This is a genomic window from Corynebacterium sp. 122RC1 (assembly GCF_024580955.1).
Lineage (GTDB): Bacteria > Actinomycetota > Actinomycetes > Mycobacteriales > Mycobacteriaceae > Corynebacterium > Corynebacterium kozikiae.
Genome location: NZ_JANIKD010000005.1, coordinates 51254 through 70081, shown reverse-complemented (window position 1 = coordinate 70081; position 18828 = coordinate 51254). Strand labels below are relative to the sequence as shown.

General features: G+C 63.0%; 15 protein-coding genes, 1 tRNA gene, 1 other RNA gene and 1 pseudogene. 6 read left to right on the top strand and 12 right to left on the bottom strand.

Features of this window, described 5'->3' with window-relative positions; genetic code table 11:
* Positions 1-32: 32 nt before the first annotated feature.
* Positions 33-1838: a CYTH and CHAD domain-containing protein gene (locus NQ050_RS03880; RefSeq protein ID WP_257037970.1), complete on the top strand. Its 1806-nt coding sequence runs from the start codon at positions 33-35 to the stop codon at positions 1836-1838.
* A 9-nt stretch (positions 1839-1847) separates the two neighbouring features.
* Here NQ050_RS03880 and NQ050_RS03875 read toward each other — a convergent pair whose 3' ends face one another.
* A complete protein-coding gene (locus NQ050_RS03875) occupies positions 1848-2027 on the bottom strand; it encodes a hypothetical protein (RefSeq protein WP_257037969.1) in 180 nt (59 codons plus the stop codon).
* 183 nt (positions 2028-2210) lie between these two features.
* On the opposite strand from NQ050_RS03875, the gene NQ050_RS03870 reads away from it, so the two are divergent.
* Positions 2211-3524, top strand: a complete 1314-nt coding sequence (locus NQ050_RS03870) for a galactokinase family protein (RefSeq protein ID WP_257037968.1) — start codon at positions 2211-2213, stop codon at positions 3522-3524.
* Here the strand turns inward: NQ050_RS03870 and NQ050_RS03865 are convergent.
* From NQ050_RS03865 to NQ050_RS03840, 6 genes and pseudogenes are all read right to left on the bottom strand, one after another.
* Positions 3521-4923, bottom strand: a pseudogene (locus NQ050_RS03865) (RNB domain-containing ribonuclease); the annotation flags it as partial. The gene NQ050_RS03870 and the pseudogene NQ050_RS03865 sit on opposite strands and share 4 nt — an antisense overlap.
* Positions 4924-4970: 47 nt before the next feature.
* Positions 4971-5374, bottom strand: an RNA gene (rnpB, locus tag NQ050_RS03860) — RNase P RNA component class A.
* 9 nt (positions 5375-5383) lie between these two features.
* Positions 5384-6541: a bifunctional RNase H/acid phosphatase gene (locus tag NQ050_RS03855; RefSeq protein WP_257037966.1), complete on the bottom strand. Its 1158-nt coding sequence runs from the start codon at positions 6539-6541 to the stop codon at positions 5384-5386.
* Between the two features lie 9 nt (positions 6542-6550).
* Positions 6551-7276, bottom strand: coding sequence for a zinc ribbon domain-containing protein (locus NQ050_RS03850; RefSeq protein WP_257037965.1), 726 nt, complete (start codon positions 7274-7276; stop codon positions 6551-6553).
* 41 nt (positions 7277-7317) lie between these two features.
* Positions 7318-8460 (bottom strand): Nif3-like dinuclear metal center hexameric protein, encoded by a 1143-nt coding sequence (locus tag NQ050_RS03845; RefSeq protein WP_257037964.1) that lies wholly within the window; start codon positions 8458-8460, stop codon positions 7318-7320.
* 8 nt (positions 8461-8468) lie between these two features.
* Positions 8469-9548 (bottom strand): aminotransferase class I/II-fold pyridoxal phosphate-dependent enzyme, encoded by a 1080-nt coding sequence (locus NQ050_RS03840; protein ID WP_257037963.1) that lies wholly within the window; start codon positions 9546-9548, stop codon positions 8469-8471.
* Positions 9549-10044: 496 nt separating this feature from the next.
* Between NQ050_RS03840 and NQ050_RS03835 the strand changes: the two genes are divergently transcribed.
* From NQ050_RS03835 to NQ050_RS03825, 3 genes are read left to right on the top strand one after another with little or no spacing between them, the layout of a single operon-like run.
* Entirely contained in the window at positions 10045-10707 is a 663-nt protein-coding gene (locus tag NQ050_RS03835) for an HAD hydrolase-like protein (protein WP_257037962.1), read from the top strand.
* On the top strand, positions 10688-11194 hold the full coding sequence (locus NQ050_RS03830) for a low molecular weight protein-tyrosine-phosphatase (protein WP_257037961.1): 507 nt from the start codon (positions 10688-10690) through the stop codon (positions 11192-11194). The genes NQ050_RS03835 and NQ050_RS03830 overlap by 20 nt, the downstream gene beginning before the upstream one ends.
* A gap of 23 nt (positions 11195-11217) precedes the next feature.
* Positions 11218-12111, top strand: coding sequence for an SURF1 family protein (locus NQ050_RS03825; RefSeq protein WP_257037960.1), 894 nt, complete (start codon positions 11218-11220; stop codon positions 12109-12111).
* Here NQ050_RS03825 and NQ050_RS03820 read toward each other — a convergent pair.
* The 3 genes from NQ050_RS03820 to NQ050_RS03810 form a co-directional block, all read right to left on the bottom strand.
* On the bottom strand, positions 12108-12992 hold the full coding sequence (locus NQ050_RS03820; RefSeq protein ID WP_257037959.1) for a CobD/CbiB family cobalamin biosynthesis protein: 885 nt from the start codon (positions 12990-12992) through the stop codon (positions 12108-12110). The two genes, NQ050_RS03825 and NQ050_RS03820, sit on opposite strands and share 4 nt — an antisense overlap.
* A gap of 47 nt (positions 12993-13039) precedes the next feature.
* Positions 13040-13112: transfer RNA gene (locus NQ050_RS03815), tRNA-Val, on the bottom strand.
* 91 nt (positions 13113-13203) lie between these two features.
* A complete protein-coding gene (locus tag NQ050_RS03810; protein WP_257037958.1) occupies positions 13204-13629 on the bottom strand; it encodes a DUF3052 domain-containing protein in 426 nt (141 codons plus the stop codon).
* Positions 13630-13795: 166 nt separating this feature from the next.
* On the opposite strand from NQ050_RS03810, the gene aceE reads away from it, so the two are divergent.
* Complete coding sequence (aceE, locus tag NQ050_RS03805) at positions 13796-16528, top strand: pyruvate dehydrogenase (acetyl-transferring), homodimeric type (RefSeq protein ID WP_257037957.1); 2733 nt, start codon at positions 13796-13798, stop codon at positions 16526-16528.
* Between the two features lie 231 nt (positions 16529-16759).
* Here aceE and NQ050_RS03800 read toward each other — a convergent pair whose 3' ends face one another.
* Both NQ050_RS03800 and NQ050_RS03795 read right to left on the bottom strand, forming a co-directional pair.
* Positions 16760-17674 carry an alpha/beta fold hydrolase gene (locus tag NQ050_RS03800; protein ID WP_373456422.1) on the bottom strand — a complete coding sequence of 305 codons (915 nt, stop codon included), beginning with the start codon at positions 17672-17674 and terminating at the stop codon, positions 16760-16762.
* A 33-nt stretch (positions 17675-17707) separates the two neighbouring features.
* Entirely contained in the window at positions 17708-18634 is a 927-nt protein-coding gene (locus tag NQ050_RS03795; protein WP_257037956.1) for a type IV toxin-antitoxin system AbiEi family antitoxin domain-containing protein, read from the bottom strand.
* Between the last annotated feature and the right edge of the window lie 194 nt (positions 18635-18828).

The following is an 18828-nucleotide window of genomic DNA, read 5'->3' as shown; positions in this document are numbered from 1 at the left end:
CCGGAATCAGGGGGCAATGCTAGAACTGTTGTATGGCCACCAACGCACAGTCCCAGCACGTTGAGCTCGAGCTGAAGTTCGCTCCCAACCCGGCGGATCCGCACGCCGACCTGCCGGATTTCACCCAGCTCGAAGGTGTGGCCCAGGTGGCAACGCCGGTTGTCCACCACCTTTCAGCGCTGTACTTCGACACCAAGGATCTGCGCCTCACCAGAAACAAGATCACGCTGCGCCGGCGCCTGGGCGGCAAAGACTCCGGCTGGCATGTGAAGTTGCCGCACAACATGGGGCGCCTGGAGCTGCACACCCCGCTGCAGGACGAGCTGGACAGCGACGCCGTACTCAGCGCGGCGCAGAGCAGCAAATACGAGGTGCCGGACGTGGTGCGCGCCAATGTCCGCGCTATCGTGCGAGGCCTGGAGTTGGTGCCTATCGCCAGGGTGGACAATGAGCGCCACGAGATTGTGCTGGAAAACACCCAAGGCCAAGCAATCGCGGAGATTAGCGACGACCACGTCACCGCCACTTCCTACCTCCCCGGAGGCAGCACCACCGAATGGCGTGAATTGGAGGCAGAAGCCACCGAAGCCGCAATGGAACTCGGTGTGGCCGAGGAAATCCTCAACCAGGCGCGCGAAGCGCTGCTCAACGCTGGAGCGGTGCCCTCCCAGAGCCCCTCGAAGTTGGTCTCCGCCTTGGGCGCGTCGGAACGCAATGCCCCGCACCCTCCGGGCCTGGCTGAGCTGGAGGACCCCGCGGCGCAGTCGGTGCTGGAGTCGCTCGCGCGGAACGTGGAAACGATTGTGCAGATGGATCCCAAGGTGCGCCGCGACGAATGGGACTCCATTCACCAAATGCGCGTTGCTACCCGTGAGCTGCGCAGTCACCTCAGCGCATTCGCGGACATGTTCGCACCCGGTGCCACCAGTCGCCTGGACGAAGCCCTTAAACAGCTCGCCGCGATCCTCGGCAAGGCGCGTGACGCCGAAGTCATTCGCGACAAAGTTGCGGGATGGCTCGAGCAGTCCCCCACCCCGGCGATTGACGACGCGGCGAGCGCCGCACTTCGGGCACAGTTGCAGCGCGACTACCTGCGAGCACATGAAAGGGTGGTGCGTATTCTCGACGACGAGCGCTACCTCACCTTGCTGAGCTGGCTCGAGGCCTTCCTGAGTGACCCGCCCCTTGCTGAGGCTGAAGGGGTTGACGTTGCTGTGGACGGGGATGGGGGCGAGGACGCGGATGGGAAAGCTGACGTGGCTGAGCTGGCCACCTTCGCGCTGCTCCCCAAGCTAGAACGCAGCTACAAGAAGGCAGCCAAGAAGTTCGCTGAGATTGCTGACTTCACGCACATTATGGATGCTGCTGAAAAAGGTTCCTGGGGCGGCAACGTCAGCGACTTTGAAGAGGGCTTCCACACCCTGCGCAAATCTATTAAAAAACTGCGCTACGTCACAGAGGCCGTAGGCGAAGCGGCGCGCTCGGAAGGCTACGCCAAGAAACTGCCCATCGGGGACCTGTACTCGGTGTGCAAGCGCGCGCAGACATCACTCGGGGAATTCCAGGACAGCGTGACCATCCGGGACACGCTCGCGCGCAAGGCGAAAATCGCTGCGCGCCACGGCGAAGACACCTTCGCCTACGGCGTGTGCTACCAGCACTACCGTGAGCTGGGTATGCAGCAGATGCGCGAGGCTTTTGCCGACTTCCAACTCATCGAGGCACAATACGACCAATTAATACAAGCCGCGAAGAAGCAGCAAAAGAAGCAGGCCAAAGCTGAAGCAAAGGCAGCGAAGGCGGCGAAGGAAGCAAAGAAGCGGAAGAAGAAGAGCTAGTCTTCGGGGCTAGTCTTCATCCTCGTATTGCTCGTCGTAGGCATCAGCCGCCTCGTTGCGCTGCTGCACGATGTCGAGTGCGCGCTCGGCTTCTTCCTTGGATGCGTAAGGGCCCATGCGCTTGTCAAAACCTGAAACCTTGCCCTGCTCCACCTGCTTGGTTTCAGGGTTGTAGTACCAATCGCTCATGGCAATTGCCTCCTTGAAGTGTGTTGGAGTGTGTTGGGTGTGGAAACGTTGTGGGCACCAGTGTAGGAGAGGCCACCGGGTGCGTGCAGAATATTTTGGCGCGTGGAGCCGTGTCCGGGCCATCGGCTACACTCAACACTGTTTTGCGCGCTGCGCCCCCAATACATTAAAGGAGTGGCATTCATGCCTGTGTGGCCAGATTCGGGACCAATCCACAACCCCTCCTACAACCTCGTGGAAATGGCAGAAAAGGTTCACAAGGCCGCCTTCGCCAGCTTCCAGGCCGCGGCATCCGCGCCAGGCACGTGGGCACTGCTCGGTGAGCACACGGACCACGCGGGCGGCATCGTGCTCGCCTACCAAACCAAGTTCCGCACCGCGGTGGTGCTCTCCCCACGCCTGGATGATGCAATCTCGCTGACCTGCTACCGCGTGGGTGACTTCCAGCAGCTTCAAACCCAGCAATCCGCTGCCCCAGAACCCGTGAAGGTTGGCTCATTTCGCGCGGAGCTGGACACCTCAATGCACGCGGATACACCGCTGACAAGCGAAGATCCCGCGGCAAGGATCGCAAACCTCATTGCCACGATGGTGCACCGGCAAATGCTTTCCCGCGAAACCCACGGCTTTGACATCACCGCGCTCAGCGACATCCCCCCGGGCGCCGGCCTCGGCGAAGAAGCCGCGCTGGAAGCAGCGGTGGTGCTCGCACTGACTGCACACTTGGACGACGCCGACACCCCACCACAACTCGCACGCTTCGCCGAGGCCTGTGCAAGCGCAAGCGCCACCACCACCCCAGCAGAGAAGTTCCAGCCTTCCCAGTTGCGTTTCCGCTACACCACAGCGCTGCGGGGCATCGGCAATTCGCTCAACGTCATTGACTACGCAGACCACTCCATCTCCCCCGCCCCAGGCCCCGTTGAGTTCCTACAGTTGGTGCCTGTGGTGGTGATCCCGCCGAGCTACGCCGCACAGCATGGCGAGCTGGCGCGTCGGCAAGCATTCATCACCGAAGCCGCCAAGGCATTCGCCGCTGAGAGCCTACGCCTGCTACCCGACGCCACCCCGCGCGTCATGGACTGGCTGAGCGCCGTGCACTCCGTCCACGGCACCGAAGGCTCCCCCACCCTGGACGAGGCACGCGACTGGCTCACCTTCGTGGAAACCGAAACGCAGCGCGCAACTAAGGCCGTGCGGGCAATCCGCTCACGGCGCCCCGAGGAACTGCCCGCGATCCTCGACGCCTCCCAGGCAGCGCTGGCCTCGGAGTATGGGGTCTGCGGTGCCGACGCGCCCCTGGCCGAACTCCTCAAGGCCCGCGGCGCGTTCACCGCCCGCAGCCTCGAAGCCGGCGCAACGGGCGCGGTGGTAGCACTTGTGCGCGAGTCTCAGTTGAAAAACTTTATTGCGGACCTCAACGAAGACGGGCTCAACCTGATTGTGCTGGACAGTGGGTTGCCCGCCGCTGTCGCGCTCAGCGAGCAGGCGGGGTAGGCGGGCCAGCAGTAAACGTCACGCTTCGGCTCTGCGGGTCAGCCTCCACCAGGCGCACCTGCACCTGACTGCCCGCAGCGAGCTGGCCTTCACAAGTGGCCATCACCGGCGGGGTGTGCAGTAGCACGTGGGCGCGCTTGCCATTGCTGCTGAGCACCACGGCGTTGAAGATCTCACCAACCGACTCCTGCAACACCGACGCCTCCGTGAGGTCCAAGCACGCCCGATCCACCGCACTGGCAAGCTGGCCGGTACGCCGCATTGTGGCAATCGCCTCATCGAGCCCCTCCCGCGCCCACTCAGGAACAGGCGCACCAGCACAAATGTTCAAACAAAACTCGGTTGCGTAGCGGTCGATCAGCCTGCGAAGCGGCGCGGTGACGTGACTGTAGAAGCCGCCCACCCCGGCGTGTAGCTCGGCGCCGTGTGTGCTGAGGTTTTGGTAGTCCGAGCCCCGCAGCAAGCCCTGCGCCACCCGCATCAGCGCGAGACCTTGCGGAGTATCCACGTTGAGCTCGTCGATAATTTGCGTGATCGGCGTGTCCTGCGCACCTGCTACTCCCAGGGCGCGGGCTTCGGCGCGGAACTCCTGGACCGCATCGGCAGTGGCAGCGGGCAGCGTACGCAACACGCCAACGCCCGCTTGAGCCATCATTTGGCCCGCGCACATTCCCGCGAGCAGCGAAATCTCGGAGTTGTAGTCCATGCTCCGGTAGCGCGGCTCCGCCACCAGGTGCGCCTTGCCGTCGGTGATCTCCACGCGCTGCGCCGGCAGCCGCAGGTTGATTGCCTCCCTGCGCAAATGTGAAGCCTGGCGTAGCTTGCCCACCTCCTCAAGGTGCACAATCGCCTCGGGGAGCTCATCGGTCCCCAACCAGCGTTCCACCTGCTCATAGGTGAGTTGCGCCCGCGAACGAATCGTGGAGCGCTCCACCTGCACGCCCCGCACCTCGCCTTGAAGGTCCAGGTCAATGCTCCACAGCACCACCGGCCGCAGCTCCTGCGGGAGCAAACTCGCCACGCCTTCCGAAATGGCTTCGGGGTGCAGCCGGGCGGCGCCGTCGGGCAAGTAAATGGTTTGGCCCCGCTCAAACGACACGGCCCGGACCGCAGGCGCCCGGCCGAACTCCGCGAACGCGGCGACGTCTGCAATCGCGTACAGCACCTTAAAGCCATCCGGCAACTTCTTGATGAATACCGCCTGGTCCAGATCCTTGGAGCCGGGTGGGTCGATGGTGACAAAGGGGATGTCCGTATGGTCGGCGCGGCGATCTGCTGGTGGCAGGCCCTCGGCCGCCAGGCGTTCGGCCTCCTTGCGGGCTGCCTCCGGAACCTGGCGCTGCACGCCAAACTCCTGGGCAATGGGCTCAAAATCAAGCGCGGCTGCGTAGAGCTTCATGGGGACGATCATGCCACGACCCCGGAACATTTGCCCGCGGGTATGCGGGAATGAGCTGGCCTATAAGCCGGATTCTGTGCCTCCCGAAGGCGGCGGCGATCATCCATCTAGGGCCACCATTGCTGGAGGCCTCAAGCAGCTACCCTCATGCCTCGGGCGAGCAGCCCTCAAACGCATGTGCACGCATACCGTGTGGTACGCCCTTCTGCCTTGCTCCAGGTGGGGTTTACCTAGCCAAGCCAGTCACCTGACCTGCTGGTGCGCTCTTACCGCACCCTTTCACCCTTACCTTGGGAAAACCCAAGGCGGTTTCCTTTCTGTGGCACTATCCCGCGGGTCGCCCCGGGTTGCCGTTAGCAACCACCTTGCTCTGTGGAGTCCGGACTTTCCTCGACCCCCGCCTGGCACATCAGCACCAGGTACGGGCAGCCGCGATCACCCAGCCAGCTCATTCCGAGCTCTAAGAATACCGCAAGTGAGCGGTATCATTCACACAGCGCACGCACGTTGGACCGTCAGGGTAGAACTCCACAATGGAAATTGAGGCGAGGTCCAAGTGCAAGCTGTGGTACACGCTCGCCGGCGCACCGAGCCCCATCCGGATCAGGGACTTGATCGGAGTGACGTGGCTTACCACCAGCACGTTCTTCCCTGCGTGGCGTTCCATGAGCTGCTCAAACCCTCGCTTGACCCGGCGGAAGCTCGCCTGCAAAGACTCACCCCCTGGCGGCGCGACCTTTGGGTCCTGCAACCATTGCGTGTGCAGCTCCGGGTCGCGCTCATGCGCCTGTTGGAACGTCAGCCCTTCCCAGGCGCCAAAGTCCAGCTCAATAAGTTCCTCGAGCGTTTCCACGTCCTGGGCTTCAAATCCTAAGGCCTCAGCGGCGTAGTGCGCGGTCTGTTGGCAGCGCTTGAGCGGCGAGGCCACCACTGCGTTAATGCCACCGCGCGCGCCCAGCACCTTCGCCGCCGCCTTCGCCTGCTGCTCCCCTACCTCACTCAACGGCGGATTGGAGCGCCCACTGTACTGGCGCTTTGCGCTCATTTCGGTTTGTCCGTGGCGCAGAAGGATCAACCGCAATGGCGCACCGGTTGCCCCATTCCAGGTAGTTGGGCACGTTTCATGTTGTTCCTCCGAGGAGGCGGTGGAGTGGGAGGCGGGGACGTCGGAAGGAGACCCGTTCTCACTGCTCTCCAGAACGCCTTCGGGGGCGCCGCTGAGCAGAGCGTCCATGGCTTTATTGGCGAGTTCGTCGGCGAGCTTGTTCTTCGCGCGCGGCACCCACTCGAACTCCACGCTATTGAATTGCCGCACCAGCTCCTGGCACTTGAGCGCGAGTTCTTTCATGTCCGGGTGCTTGATCTTCCAGCGGCCTGCCATCTGTTCCACCACGAGCTTGGAGTCCATGCGCACCACAATGTCTGTGCCGCCCAGCTCGCGGGCCTTGATGAGGCCCTGGAGGAGGCCATGGTACTCAGCCACGTTGTTGGTGGCGCGGCCCACCACATAGCTCACTGTGGCCAGCGGTTTGCCGGTGGCGTCGAGGACCACGCTGCCCGAACCCGCCGGCCCCGGGTTGCCGCGAGAGCCGCCATCGGCTTGGATCATCAACTTCATTGCGCCACCTTAAGAACGTGAAAAGACCAGGTAGGAGCTACAATCGGGGCATTGGGGCAGCTCGTTCGCCGGGGTGCGCTTGATGGCGCTGATGTCTGCAGGCGGCAACACAATGAAGCAACCGCCGCAGGAACGCCCATTGAACTCGGCCACGCCCACGCCATTGATTGCGCGCTCCTCGTCAAAGGCCGCAACCGCCTCCACTGGCAATGCCGCGCGAAGCTCCTCAATACGCGCCGCGGGGTCCTCCTGTGCTTCATCATTGGCGCCCAGGGCATCGACCGCGCGCTGCGCCGCCTCTACCTCGCGGCGCGCCTCATCGAGCTTTGCCCCATGGAAATCCACATTCTGGCGCAAGGCGTGCAGCTCATTGTGGGCCTCCTGCATTTCACCAGTGAGATTATTGATGCGCGAGGTCGCCGCAGCAACGTCATGCTGCAAGTCCCGGCGCAGCTCCGGGTCCGTGGCCGCACGCAACTGTTGGGTGCTATCCGACAAACGGCGCCGCAACTTCCGCTCATCCTCCTGGATGCGCAGCACCTCCAGCTCCATGTCATCCACGGCCATCTGCGCACTGGAAACACCCTGCTCAGCCCGCGCAAGCTTAGCCTGGAGCCGCTCCAGCAACACCACTTGCTGTGGCTTCTTTTGGGCTACGTTCACAGACTGCGCCCTGGTCAAGTTCGCAAGCTCGAGCAAGAGCCCCTGGGTGGCTGGGTCAAGAGTGAGTGCCATGAGCTAAAGTGATCCTTTCTCCAAGCAAAAACGCTAGGTTCCTACTGTACTCGCGGGTGCGCGGAAATAGTCCACGGGTCGGTGCGAATCCCCAGGACCTCCACCTCAACCTCAGGACACGCCTGTGCCACCACCTCGGAAGCCTGGCTGGTCCATGGAAACTCGCTAGCCCAGTGCGCGGTGTCCACCACGAACGGTCCCCCGGCGCGCAGGTGCTCGTCCACGGGGTGATGGCGCAGGTCAGAGGTCACATACACATCCACGCCCAGCTTGGCAGCCGCGCTGAGGAAGCCATCCCCGGAACCGGAGGACACAGCGATGCGATGCACCATAGCGTCAGGGTCGCCCGCAGCGCGCACGCCCCAGGCGGTCTCTGGCAAGGCGTCGGCGACCTGCTGCACAAAGTCGGCAAAGCGCATGGGCTGCGGCAACTCCCCCACCCGGCCGAGACCGAACGCGGTGTCCAGGTCTTCGGTGGGCTCCATTGCCACCACATCGAACGCCGGCTCCTCGTAAGGGTGCGCATCGCGCAGTGCAGCGAGAATTGCATTGCGGCGCTTCGGCTCCGCAACAAACTCCACGCGCACCTCAGCCACCTCCTCATGGCGCCCCTGCTGCCCGATCGTGGGATCCGCTTGCTCCAAAGGGGTGAACTCGCCGCGCCCCTCCACGCTGAACGCGCATTCCTTGTAGTTCCCAATGCTGCCCCCGCCCGCGTCGAAAAGCCCCCTCTTCAACGCCTCTGCCTGCTGCTTTGGCACCTGCACGCCCCATTTTTCCAGGGAATCGAGCTTGGGCATGATCGGCCGCCCGGAGCTGATGCCCACGAGCTCCGCGAGGCGGTCGTTGACCCCAGGCCGCGCCGAATCCGCGTTCGTGTGCGCCGCGAACAGCGCCACGCCGGCACGTATCAGGGTGTGGATCACGCGCCCCTTCGGGGTATCTGCAGCTACCGACGTCACCCCGCGCAACAACAACGGATGATGCACCACTAACATGTCAGCGCCGCACGCCACAGCCGCCTCGGCGACCTCAAGCGTGCAATCTAATGCAAACGCAACCTTGCGCACGGGCGCCTCGGGGTCCCCGCAAATCAACCCCACGGCATCCCAGCTCTCTGCTAGGTGCGGCGGGTACGCCTGCTCAAGCGCGCGGCGGATGTGTTCGACAGTTGTTGTTGGCATGTTGGTCCCTACTGTTGGTTTGTGATTGCTGTGATTGCTGTGATTACTGTGATTGCTGTGATCAGGGCGCTGACCTGCTCCTTCGAGCGCACCGCGAGGCGCCAATATTCGCGCCCGAGCCCCGGGAACGTGTCACAGCGACGCACACTGATCCCATGGGCGCGCAACTGCTGCCGCACCTGTTCCGCCTGCTCAGGAGGCCACGGGGTGCGCAGCAGCATAAACGGTACCTGCGGATGACCGGGGCTCGCCTCAGCAAACCCGAGGTCCTGAAGCCGGGCGAGCTGCTCGCGGCGCTCAGCAGCTACCCGCGTGCGGATTCCGACGAGTTCCTCCTCCCCATGCTCCGCCACTGCCAGGGCCGCCGCTATTTGCACGGTGCCCATCGGCCAATGGCTGCGCCCGCGCATGAGCTCGGCGAGGGTCTCCGGCGTCCCGATCGCATACCCAAGCCGCAGACCCGCGATACCCCAGGTCTTCGTGAGGCTGCGCAGGACCAAAATGTTGGGGTCGCGCGCGGCTCGCTTGGCCAGCGAAGGGACTGAATCCACCATGTCCAGGAAAGCCTCATCGACCACCAGCAATTTCGCCCCAATGCCTGCGAGCGCCGCCTCCTCAAAGACCACCCCGGTTGGATTAGTGGGGTTGCCGATCACCACCATTTTCTCCGCTGCGTTGAAACCGGTAGGCAGGCTTGCGAAGGGTTGATCAAGAACAAGCAGCTCAACGTCCATGCCGGCTTCCTCACACACATGCTGCGGCTCCGAAAACCCAGGATGCGCCACCGCCACCGCCGCGATCCCCCGAGCAGCGGCGAGCTGCGGCAGCCGCGCAAAGCCCTCCGACGCCCCCGCCAACAACACAACGTTCTCTGCAGCCACACCGTGTACCCTGGCCAGCGCCGCCTCCGCCCGCCGCAACTCCTCAGCCCCCGGATAGGCCGCGATCCCCTCCAGCGCCTCCACCATCGCGGCCTTCAGCCACTCCGGCTGCGACCCCGCAACGTTTACCGCAAAGTCATGCTCCATGCCCCGTGCATCGACGTCACCATGTAGCCGCATGCGCGCGACACTATCGGGAGAACTCATGCCGCCGATTCTAAAGCATGGGTTGGCGGAGGCTCAGGCTTGGGCCTTGGGGCCTTGGGGCTTGGTTGGGGTTTGGTTGGGGCCTGGGGCTGATTGCGACGGAAACCAGGACACCTTTGAAGAAACCAGACCGGCCAAACACAAAACGTGTCCTGAAAACCTACGCTTCCCGCCCAAAACCCAACGCCCACACCCAACCACAACGGAAACCAGGACACCTTTGCCCAAACCACACCGGCCAAACCCCAAACGTGTCCTGAAAACCTACGCTTCCCGCCCAAAACCCAACGCCCACACCCAACCACAACGGAAAACAGGACACCTTTGAAGAAACCGTTGCAGGCTGGAAACAAACGTGTCCTGAAAACCAACCCTTCCCACCCAAACCCCGACGCCCACACCCAACCACAACGGAAAACAGGACACCTTTGCCCAAACCACACCGGCCAAACCCAAAACGTGTCCTGAAAACCAACCCCTTCTATGCTTGAAACCCATGAGCACCCTTCTGATTGACGTCGATGGCACGCTCATCGACTCTTACCCCGGCATCCGGGCGGCGTTCGAGGCGTCAATGGAAGCTGTAGGGCATCCGTTGCCCGATGAGGAATTCCTGCGCCGCGTCTCGGGCCCGCCAATCGAGGAGAGTTTCGCCGCCCTCGGCTTCACCGCCGAGCAGATAACGGCCGCAAGCAAGGCCTTCCGCGCGAGCTACGATTCCACCGGCTGGCGCGATTGCGCACTGTTTCCCGGCTGGGAAGAAACGCTTGAGCAATGGAAACGCGAAGGGAGAACACTGTGCACGGCCACGAGCAAAGGCGAAGTGATCGCACGTCGAATGCTTGAGCACCTCGGGGTGGCGCACCTGTTCGATGTCATCGGTGGTGCGGATCGCAGCGTCGGCAGGGAGGCAAAAAGCGACGTCATCACGCACGTCCTGCGCCAGCTCAAACAGCTCAATCCACTCAGCAGCCCCACTGGCTCGGTGCTCATGATTGGTGACCGCCACCACGACGTCGTCGGCGCTGCTGCCCACGGCATCCGCACTGTGCTTGTGCGCTGGGGCCACGGTTATCCCCAGGAGTGGGAACAGGCGTATGCTTTGGCGCAGTCCATGGATGAACTGAAAGGAATTGTTCGTGACCAGCTCGGTGACTAGCTCGGCTAGCGCTTCCCAACTGCATGTGGTCTTCGTGTGCACCGGCAACATTTGCCGCTCACCGATGGGTGATGTGATTCTGCAATCGAAAATCGAGGACGCCGGGCTGGAGGACCAGGTGCGCGTGAGCTCCTGCGGCCTCGGCGGTTGGCATGTTGGGGAGGGCGCGGATCGCCGGGCTGTGGAGGAGCTTCGCTTCGCAGGTTACGACGGCTCCAGGCACCGCGCAGCCCAGGTGAGCACGGCTGACAAGGCGGCAGATCTTGTGATCGCAATGGATCAGGGGCACCAGCGTGAACTGCTGCGTTCGGGGTTTGAGCCGCAGAAGGTGCGCTTGTTGAAGTCGTTTGATCCCAACGCCGTTGGCCAAGACGTGGAGGATCCCTACTACGGTCCCCCGGAGGGCTTCCGGCAGGTACGCAAAGAGATCGAGGCGGCCATGCCGGCATTGTTGGCGTGGATCGAGCAGCGCCTCCAAGAGGCCTAGGGGTCTAGGGAGTCTAAGCGGTCATGGAGAATCTGAAGGTCTTCCTCAAACCCGGCTGGGTGTTCACCATTTTGCTGGTCGTGGCGTTTTCTTACTTGGCGTTCACGGTGCTTTCGCCGTGGCAACTCGGCAAGGATCGGCAGATCGTTGAGCGCAATGACCACGTGGAACGCGCCTTCGAGGTAGACCCAGCGGCCTTTGCGGAAATCTTCACCACCACCGGCGCCATCCAAGGCGACAACGAGTGGATGCGCGTCCAAATCACGGGCCGCTACCTGAGCGACCAAGAAACGTTGCTGCGCCTGCGGCCGGTGGAGTCCACGCCGGCGTATCAGTCCTTGGTACCCTTCGAGCTCAATTCGGGGGAAGTCATGCTGGTCAACCGCGGTTTCGAGCCAGATGAAGCCGGCAGTGCGCCCCAGATCGCGCCGGCACCTGGGGGCGAGGTCTCCATCGTGGCGCACGCCCGCAAAAACGAAGTGTTGCCGCAAACGCCCCCCATGGAAGCCGACGGCTACACCCAGGTATACGGCATCAACACCGAGCAAATCGCCCAGCTCACAGGCAGCGAACTCGGCCAGGACTACCTCCTGCTCGCCGAGGGCCAACCCGGCGCCCTCAACCCCATCCCGATCCCCAAACTCGACCGCGGCAACCACCTCTCCTACGGATTCCAGTGGATCGCCTTCGGCATCATGGCACCGCTCGGCATGGGCTACTTCATCTACGCTGAGCTGCGCGAACGCCGCCGCGTGCGGGAGGAGCAGGAGGAGCTTTCGCTTTCCGACGCCGCCAGCACCCCAGCCCCCACCCAAGCAGACGCCCAGCGGGTCACACAGCAAACCACCCGCAGCCGCTACGGCAAATCCAGGAGCGATAAGCTGCGCAACCGCGAAATCCGCAGGGATAACTTCTAGGCCCGTTTGGCTCGCATCCACATCCCGCCAGCCACTGCCGCACCAACGGTGAGCTGCACTGCGCGGCTGAGACGCACGGCCTTGCGCACGTCGGAAATCGTGGGGCTTTTACCAGCACCCATGACGGGGCGCATTTCAACCCCATAGGAGTACTCGGTGCGCCCGCCGAGCTGGACACCGAGGGCCGCGGCCGCCGTAGCTTCCACGGGGCCTGCGTTGGGGCTGGGGTGGCAGGGGGCGTCGTGGCGCCATGCGCGGAGTGCCTGCTTGCCGCGGCCGAGGCTGGTGGCGATCCCGAGGTGCGTGAGGGCGGTGGCGCGGGCGGGGATGAAGGCGAGGGCGTCGTCGAGTTTTGCGGCTGCGAAGCCGAAGTTCTGGTAGCGCTCACTACGGTAGCCGACCATCGCATCCAGCGTATTCACGCAGCGATGCAGCACCACGCCGGGCGCGCCGGCGAACGCCCAGATGATGGGGGCGATGGCGGCGTCGGAAGTGTTCTCCGCAAGCGATTCCACGGTAGCCCTGGCCATCCCCTCGGCGTCCAACAGCGCCGGGTCGCGCGAACATAGCCACGGCACCAACTCCCGCGCCTCCTGCTCCCTCGCAGACTCCAACGCCGCCGCCATCTTCATCCCCGTGCGCTCCAGCGTGGTCCCGCCGAGCGCCGCCGCCACACTCACAGCCAGCGCCACATTCGGAGCCTTGCGCGCGGCCCAGCACGCAGCGGCCACAGGCGGAGCCACAGCAGCAACGACGTACACAGCACCGCGCAGCTTCGTGTCTGCGTACAGCTTGCGCTCCAGCCAGGCGGCGTAGGCTCCGTAGAGGGCCACGGGGTGCCAGGGGGTGAGGGGGTCGCCCAAAACGCGATCAGCGGCCAAACCCAGGATTAAACCTGTGGGTTTGACCGCTTTTCTGCTACACATTGTGCGCCCTGACGGGCTCGAACCGCCGACCTGCTGGGTGTAAACCAGCTGCTCTCCCAGCTGAGCTAAAGGCGCGCATCAGCACCACGCAAGCGTGACTGCTGAAGAAAAGATAACACGCCACCGAGACGAAACACAAAACGAAAGTTCAGGGCGTTTTTGTGCACTACTTGCCGGAGCGCTGCACCAGGCAGGAACCCTGCCAATTACCAAGACGCTCGGCGCGGGTCTGCACCAAACCAGCGAGCTGCGCAGACTCCGCGATCTCGCCAGGCTCCAATGCGCCTGACCTGCCGGCACCAGGGGTCAGCAACCAAATTCGACCAGCATCCGCGAGCGGACGGACAGCATCTACGAGACCGTCCACCAGGTCACCGTCGTCCTCGCGCCACCACAGCAGGACAATGTCGCAGGCCTCGTCAGTGTCCTCATCCAGCAATTCGGAGCCGATGATGTCCTCGATGGCCTCACTGATGGAGCTATCTGCATCCTCGTCCCAACCAACTTCCTGGACGAGCAGACCTTCCCGCACACCCAAGCGATGCGCGAGGTCCTCCACCGAACTTTTCTCCTTGTTACGTTGTGCGTTCATCACCAACGAAGAATATTGGAATCAACCCAACTTGTCCATGCAATCTGCACCCCAAACCATGCATTCGGGGAGGAATCACCGAAACCACTCAAGCGCGCGTAAACTGATACCGAAACTGTGCCCTCAGCACCCCTGCGGGCAGATAACCACTATTTGGAGGTGTGGAATGGCTGATCCCAACTTTGGAAAGCGCACCGGAGACACCAACTTCGCGATGATCCGCGACGGCGTGGCGTCTTATCTCAACGACTCTGACCCAGAGGAAACCCGCGAGTGGATGGAGTCCCTCGACGGCATGCTGGAAGACTCCAGCCCGGAACGCGCACGTTTCATCATGCTGCGCCTCCTCGAGCGCGCCTCCGCAAAACGCGTGCCCCTGCCGCCGATGACCTCCACTGACTACGTCAACACCATCCCCACCACCATGGAGCCAGAGTTCCCAGGTGACGAAGAAATTGAGAAGCGCTACCGACGTTGGATCCGCTGGAACGCCGCCATCATGGTCCACCGCGCCCAGCGCCCAGGCATCGGCGTAGGCGGCCACATCTCCACCTACGCCGGCGCCGCCCCACTTTACGAAGTGGGCTTCAACCACTTCTTCCGCGGCAAGGACCACCCAGGTGGCGGCGACCAAGTGTTCTTCCAGGGACACGCCTCACCAGGCATGTACGCCCGCGCCTTCATGGAAGGCCGCCTCACCGAGGACGACCTCGACGGATTCCGCCAGGAAGTATCCCGCCCACAAGGCGGCCTGCCCTCCTACCCGCACCCACACGGCAAACCAGACTTCTGGGAGTTCCCAACTGTCTCCATGGGCCTCGGCCCCATGGACGCCATCTACCAGGCACGATTCAACCGCTACCTCCACAACCGCGGCATCAAGGACACCTCTGACCAGCACGTCTGGGCCTTCCTTGGCGACGGCGAAATGGACGAACCAGAGTCCCGCGGCCTCATCCAGATGGCTGCGCTGAACAACCTGGACAACCTCACCTTCGTGATCAACTGCAATCTGCAGCGTCTCGACGGCCCCGTGCGCGGCAACACCAAAATCATCCAGGAGCTCGAGTCCTTCTTCCGTGGCGCAGGCTGGTCTGTGATCAAGGTTGTCTGGGGTCGCGAATGGGACCAACTCTTTGAAGCAGACAAAGACGGCGCCCTGGTGGAACTCATGAACACCACCCCAGACGGCGACTTCCAAACCTTCAAGGCCAACGACGGCAAGTACGTCCGCGAGCACTTCTTCAACCGCGACCCACGCACCGCGAAGCTCGTGGAGGACTGGACCGACGAAGAGATCTGGCGCCTGCCACGCGGCGGCCACGACTACCGCAAGATCTACGCAGCCTACAAGCGCGCCTTGGAAATCAAGGACCGTCCAACCGTCATCCTCGCCCACACCATCAAGGGCTACGGCCTTGGCCACAACTTTGAGGGCCGCAACGCCACCCACCAAATGAAAAAGCTCACCCTGGATGACCTCAAGCATTTCCGCGACAAGCAGGGCGTGCCAATCACCGACGAAGAGCTGGAGAAGGATCCCTACCTGCCGCCGTACTACCACCCAGGCGAAGACTCCCCAGAAATCAAATACCTGCTCAAGCGCCGCGAGGAGCTCGGCGGCTTCCTGCCGTCCCGCCGCGAGCAGTACAAGCCACTGAACAGCCCAACCCCAGACGCGCTGCGCAGCCTCCGCAAGGGCTCCGGCAAGCAAGAAGTGGCGAGCACCATGGCTGTTGTCCGCGCATTCAAGGAACTGATGCGTGACAAGGAACTGGCCAAGCACTTCGTGCCAATCATCCCCGATGAAGCACGCACCTTCGGCATGGACTCCTGGTTCCCCACCCTGAAGATCTACAACCCACACGGTCAGAACTACGTGCCAGTGGACCACGATCTCATGCTTTCCTACCGCGAGGCGGCCGACGGCCAAATCATGCACGAAGGCATCAACGAGGCCGGCTCCACCGCCGCCTTCATTGCCGCAGGTACCTCCTACGCCACCCACGGCGTGCCGATGATCCCGCTGTACATCTTCTACTCGATGTTCGGCTTCCAGCGCACCGGCGACTCCTTCTGGGCAGCCGGCGACCAAATGGCACGCGGCTTCATCCTCGGCGCAACCGCAGGCCGCACCACCCTCACCGGCGAAGGCCTCCAGCACATGGACGGCCACTCCCAAATCCTGGCCTCCACCAACCCCGCCATCGTGTCCTACGACCCCGCCTTCGCATACGAAATCGCACACCTCATCCCAGAGGGCATCGACCGCATGTACGGCGAGGGCCGCGGTGAGAACGTGATCTACTACCTCACCATCTACAACGAGCCAGTGCACCAGCCTGCAGAGCCAGAAAACCTCGACGTAGAAGGCCTCCACAAGGGCATCTACCTCTACGAGAAGGCCGAGGGCGACCTCCAGGTTTCCCTCCTCGCCTCCGGCATCGGCATGCAGCAAGCACTGCGCGCCAAGGAGATCCTGGCCGAGGAGTACGGCGTAGCCGCAAACATCTTCTCCGTCACCTCCTGGGTTGAGCTCGCCCGCGAAGGCGCAAAGTTGGAAAAGGAGCACCTGCGCAACCCCGGCAAGGAGCAGCAAGAAGCGTTTGCCACCAAGCAGCTCAAGAAGGCCGAAGGCCCATACATCGCAGTCTCCGACTTTGCCACCGACCTCCAAGAGCAAATCCGACGTTTCGTCCCCGGCGATTACACCACCCTTGGCGCCGACGGCTTCGGCTTCTCCGACACCCGAGCAGCCGCCCGCCGCTACTTCAACATCGACGCCGAATCGGTAGTAGTAGCAGCCCTCAACGGCCTGGCCCGCGCCGGCAAGCTTGACCGCTCAGTGGCCGCCGAGGCCGCCGAGAAGTTCAACCTCACCGACCCAACCAAGGCCTAAGGGCCTTAGGGCCCCTTAGGGAAGTCTCGGGGGGAGCGCTGCGGCGCTCCCCCTTTTTTGGTGCCCAAGGACGGAAACCAGGACACCTTTGACAAAACAGCGGCGCCGCGGGGGCGAAAGTGTCCTGAAAACCGGCGCTGCCCGCGTCGGAAGCGGCTCCAAAGACGGAAACCAGGACACCTTTGACAAAACAGCGGCGCTGCGGGGGCGAAAGTGTCCTGAAAACCGGCGCTAGCGAAGCGCGCTCAGGATCGCTTTGTTGACGAGCGCGGGTTGTTCGAAGATGAGCATGTGGCCGGCGTCGCGGGCGAATTGGAGGCCGCAGCCCCAGAGCTCGGCGATGCGCTCGGATTGCTCGGGCTCGGTGACGGCATCGCGCGTACCTACCATGACCACGCCTTTTATGCCGCGGAGGGCCTTCGCGCCTTCCACCTCGTTGTGGGACTGGAGCTCGTCGAGGAAGCCAACGTAGGTGTCCAGCGGCGTGGAATGGATGAGCTGCGCGTGGAAATTGATCACGCTGGAGGGCAGCGGCGTCTGGAAGACGGTGGTCGCGAGCGTGGGCGCAACCAGACGGGAAATGCGTTTGCGAAAGCGGGCGGCGTCCTTCGGTGAGGCTTCGGCGGCGTCGCGGATCTTCTCCACGATCGGCAACGCGAGGACCTGCGGAATCCCCTGGCTCGCGATCGAATCCACCGCCGTAGACACCAGGACCACACTCTGCACCCGCGCCCGCAGATCAGGGTAGCGGCGCAGCAAGTTCATCACGACCATGCCGCCCAACGAATGCCCCACGAACACCAAGGGCCCATCGACGCCTGCGTGAGTGAGAGCGGTGAGGACGTCGTCGGCGGCGCCAGTGATCGTGCACTCCGGGACCGGCCAGCGACCCGTCTCACCGTGGCCGCGCAAATCCACGGCCAGGCATCGAGCATGCGGAGCGACAGCCTCTACCTGCATAAACCATGCCGAGGCCGCCAGCGTGAAACCGTGCACGAAGACCACGGTCGCAGGGGAATCAGTGGAAAGGCCGTACTCAAAGTAATGGACCCCATCGCCGCGCCCTTCGCGGTCAGGCGTCGGCAGCGGGGGCAAATCCTCCTTGCGCTCCCCCATCAACGCGCGAGCACGGTCCAACCAATCCATTCACTCGATGATACCGGTGCGGGTGTGGGCACATCAAAAGTGAACGGGCGCAAAATCCTGGAGCATCACATGCCAACGCCACACAGGATTCGGGCTGAGCTCAGGCAGGCGGCGCCGTGGATACCGGCTCCTGTGGTCCAAAATGCGCTTGATCGCGTCAATGAATGTGGCCTCATGGATAGGTAAGCACTGATCAGTAATCCGCAAGGCAATCCAGCCAGAGGCCTGCGCCTCATTGGTTTTCCAGCGATCTTCAATGAACGGCTTCACCCCGGGATCAAGGTGGAATTTCTCCGAATCGAGGTCAATCACGACCCTTGCCTTAGGGAAGCCGACATCCCACCGATACCCTGCGACCATGCACTGCGGCACAGGATTCAGGCCGGCCTTGCGCAAAGAACGCACAAACCGGCGCTCAAACACACTGTCCGCGCCAATCACCGCCTCCTTCTCACAAAAGCGCTTGACCTGCGCCTTCGCCGCACGCCCCATCTCCTTCAGATCCTTTGCCAGCCGCTCCGGGCCAGTCTTTCCGGCATAGGAATCGTCCAACAACCGCATACACGTGCCATCCAGCTCGGGCGCACCCTGCGCAGCATCGACCGGCAACACCACCGGCAGGCCCTCTATCAGGTCATAAGCCTTCAGCCTTGTACGGCGCAAGCGTGCCACATGAGCAATCCCTTTACGCAGATTCCCACTCCTCACCCTGGCCCGAAGCGGAAGCGTGACCTCCTGACCTCGGTAAAGCTCGATCGCCGTCCTGCCTTCAAACACAATGTCCGGGCGCACCAGCACACACGCAAACGCAATGACCAGCGGCGTCACCGGCACATCCGCGTATACGCCTCTGAACACCCGAAACAGCCTCTGCTTCCGCAGCGAATGCCGAATCTTCGACTCCGTCCACCCCTGCCGCAACAACTGCGCCGTAGTGACCACATTGAAATCACGACCCATACCTTTCTTTGACTGCCGCGGCCAGCATTTGGTTCCACGCTTCCAAAAATCGGCCGGGAGTCGACGAGGTTGGGGCTTGTTTCGGAGGCGTTCCGACGGAAACCAGGACACCTTCCGGCCATATAGGGTGCTGCTGAGGTAAAGGTGTCCTGAAAACCAACCCTGTAGGTGCACCAGCCAGGGGAAGAGCCACC

What these genes read in the sequence shown, in the direction of transcription:
- NQ050_RS03800 (WP_373456422.1), bottom strand. Translation starts at nt 17,674, where the DNA reads ATGGATTGGTTGGACCGTGCTCGCGCGTTGATGGGGGAGCGCAAGGAG.
- NQ050_RS03810 (WP_257037958.1), bottom strand. Translation starts at nt 13,629, where the DNA reads ATGAACGCACAACGTAACAAGGAGAAAAGTTCGGTGGAGGACCTCGCG.
- NQ050_RS03840 (WP_257037963.1), bottom strand. Translation starts at nt 9,548, where the DNA reads ATGAGTTCTCCCGATAGTGTCGCGCGCATGCGGCTACATGGTGACGTC.
- NQ050_RS03870 (WP_257037968.1), top strand. Translation starts at nt 2,211, where the DNA reads ATGCCTGTGTGGCCAGATTCGGGACCAATCCACAACCCCTCCTACAAC.
- NQ050_RS03825 (WP_257037960.1), top strand. Translation starts at nt 11,218, where the DNA reads ATGGAGAATCTGAAGGTCTTCCTCAAACCCGGCTGGGTGTTCACCATT.
- NQ050_RS03845 (WP_257037964.1), bottom strand. Translation starts at nt 8,460, where the DNA reads ATGCCAACAACAACTGTCGAACACATCCGCCGCGCGCTTGAGCAGGCG.
- NQ050_RS03795 (WP_257037956.1), bottom strand. Translation starts at nt 18,634, where the DNA reads ATGGGTCGTGATTTCAATGTGGTCACTACGGCGCAGTTGTTGCGGCAG.
- NQ050_RS03850 (WP_257037965.1), bottom strand. Translation starts at nt 7,276, where the DNA reads ATGGCACTCACTCTTGACCCAGCCACCCAGGGGCTCTTGCTCGAGCTT.
- NQ050_RS03835 (WP_257037962.1), top strand. Translation starts at nt 10,045, where the DNA reads ATGAGCACCCTTCTGATTGACGTCGATGGCACGCTCATCGACTCTTAC.
- NQ050_RS03880 (WP_257037970.1), top strand. Translation starts at nt 33, where the DNA reads ATGGCCACCAACGCACAGTCCCAGCACGTTGAGCTCGAGCTGAAGTTC.
- aceE (WP_257037957.1), top strand. Translation starts at nt 13,796, where the DNA reads ATGGCTGATCCCAACTTTGGAAAGCGCACCGGAGACACCAACTTCGCG.
- NQ050_RS03875 (WP_257037969.1), bottom strand. Translation starts at nt 2,027, where the DNA reads ATGAGCGATTGGTACTACAACCCTGAAACCAAGCAGGTGGAGCAGGGC.
- NQ050_RS03855 (WP_257037966.1), bottom strand. Translation starts at nt 6,541, where the DNA reads ATGAAGTTGATGATCCAAGCCGATGGCGGCTCTCGCGGCAACCCGGGG.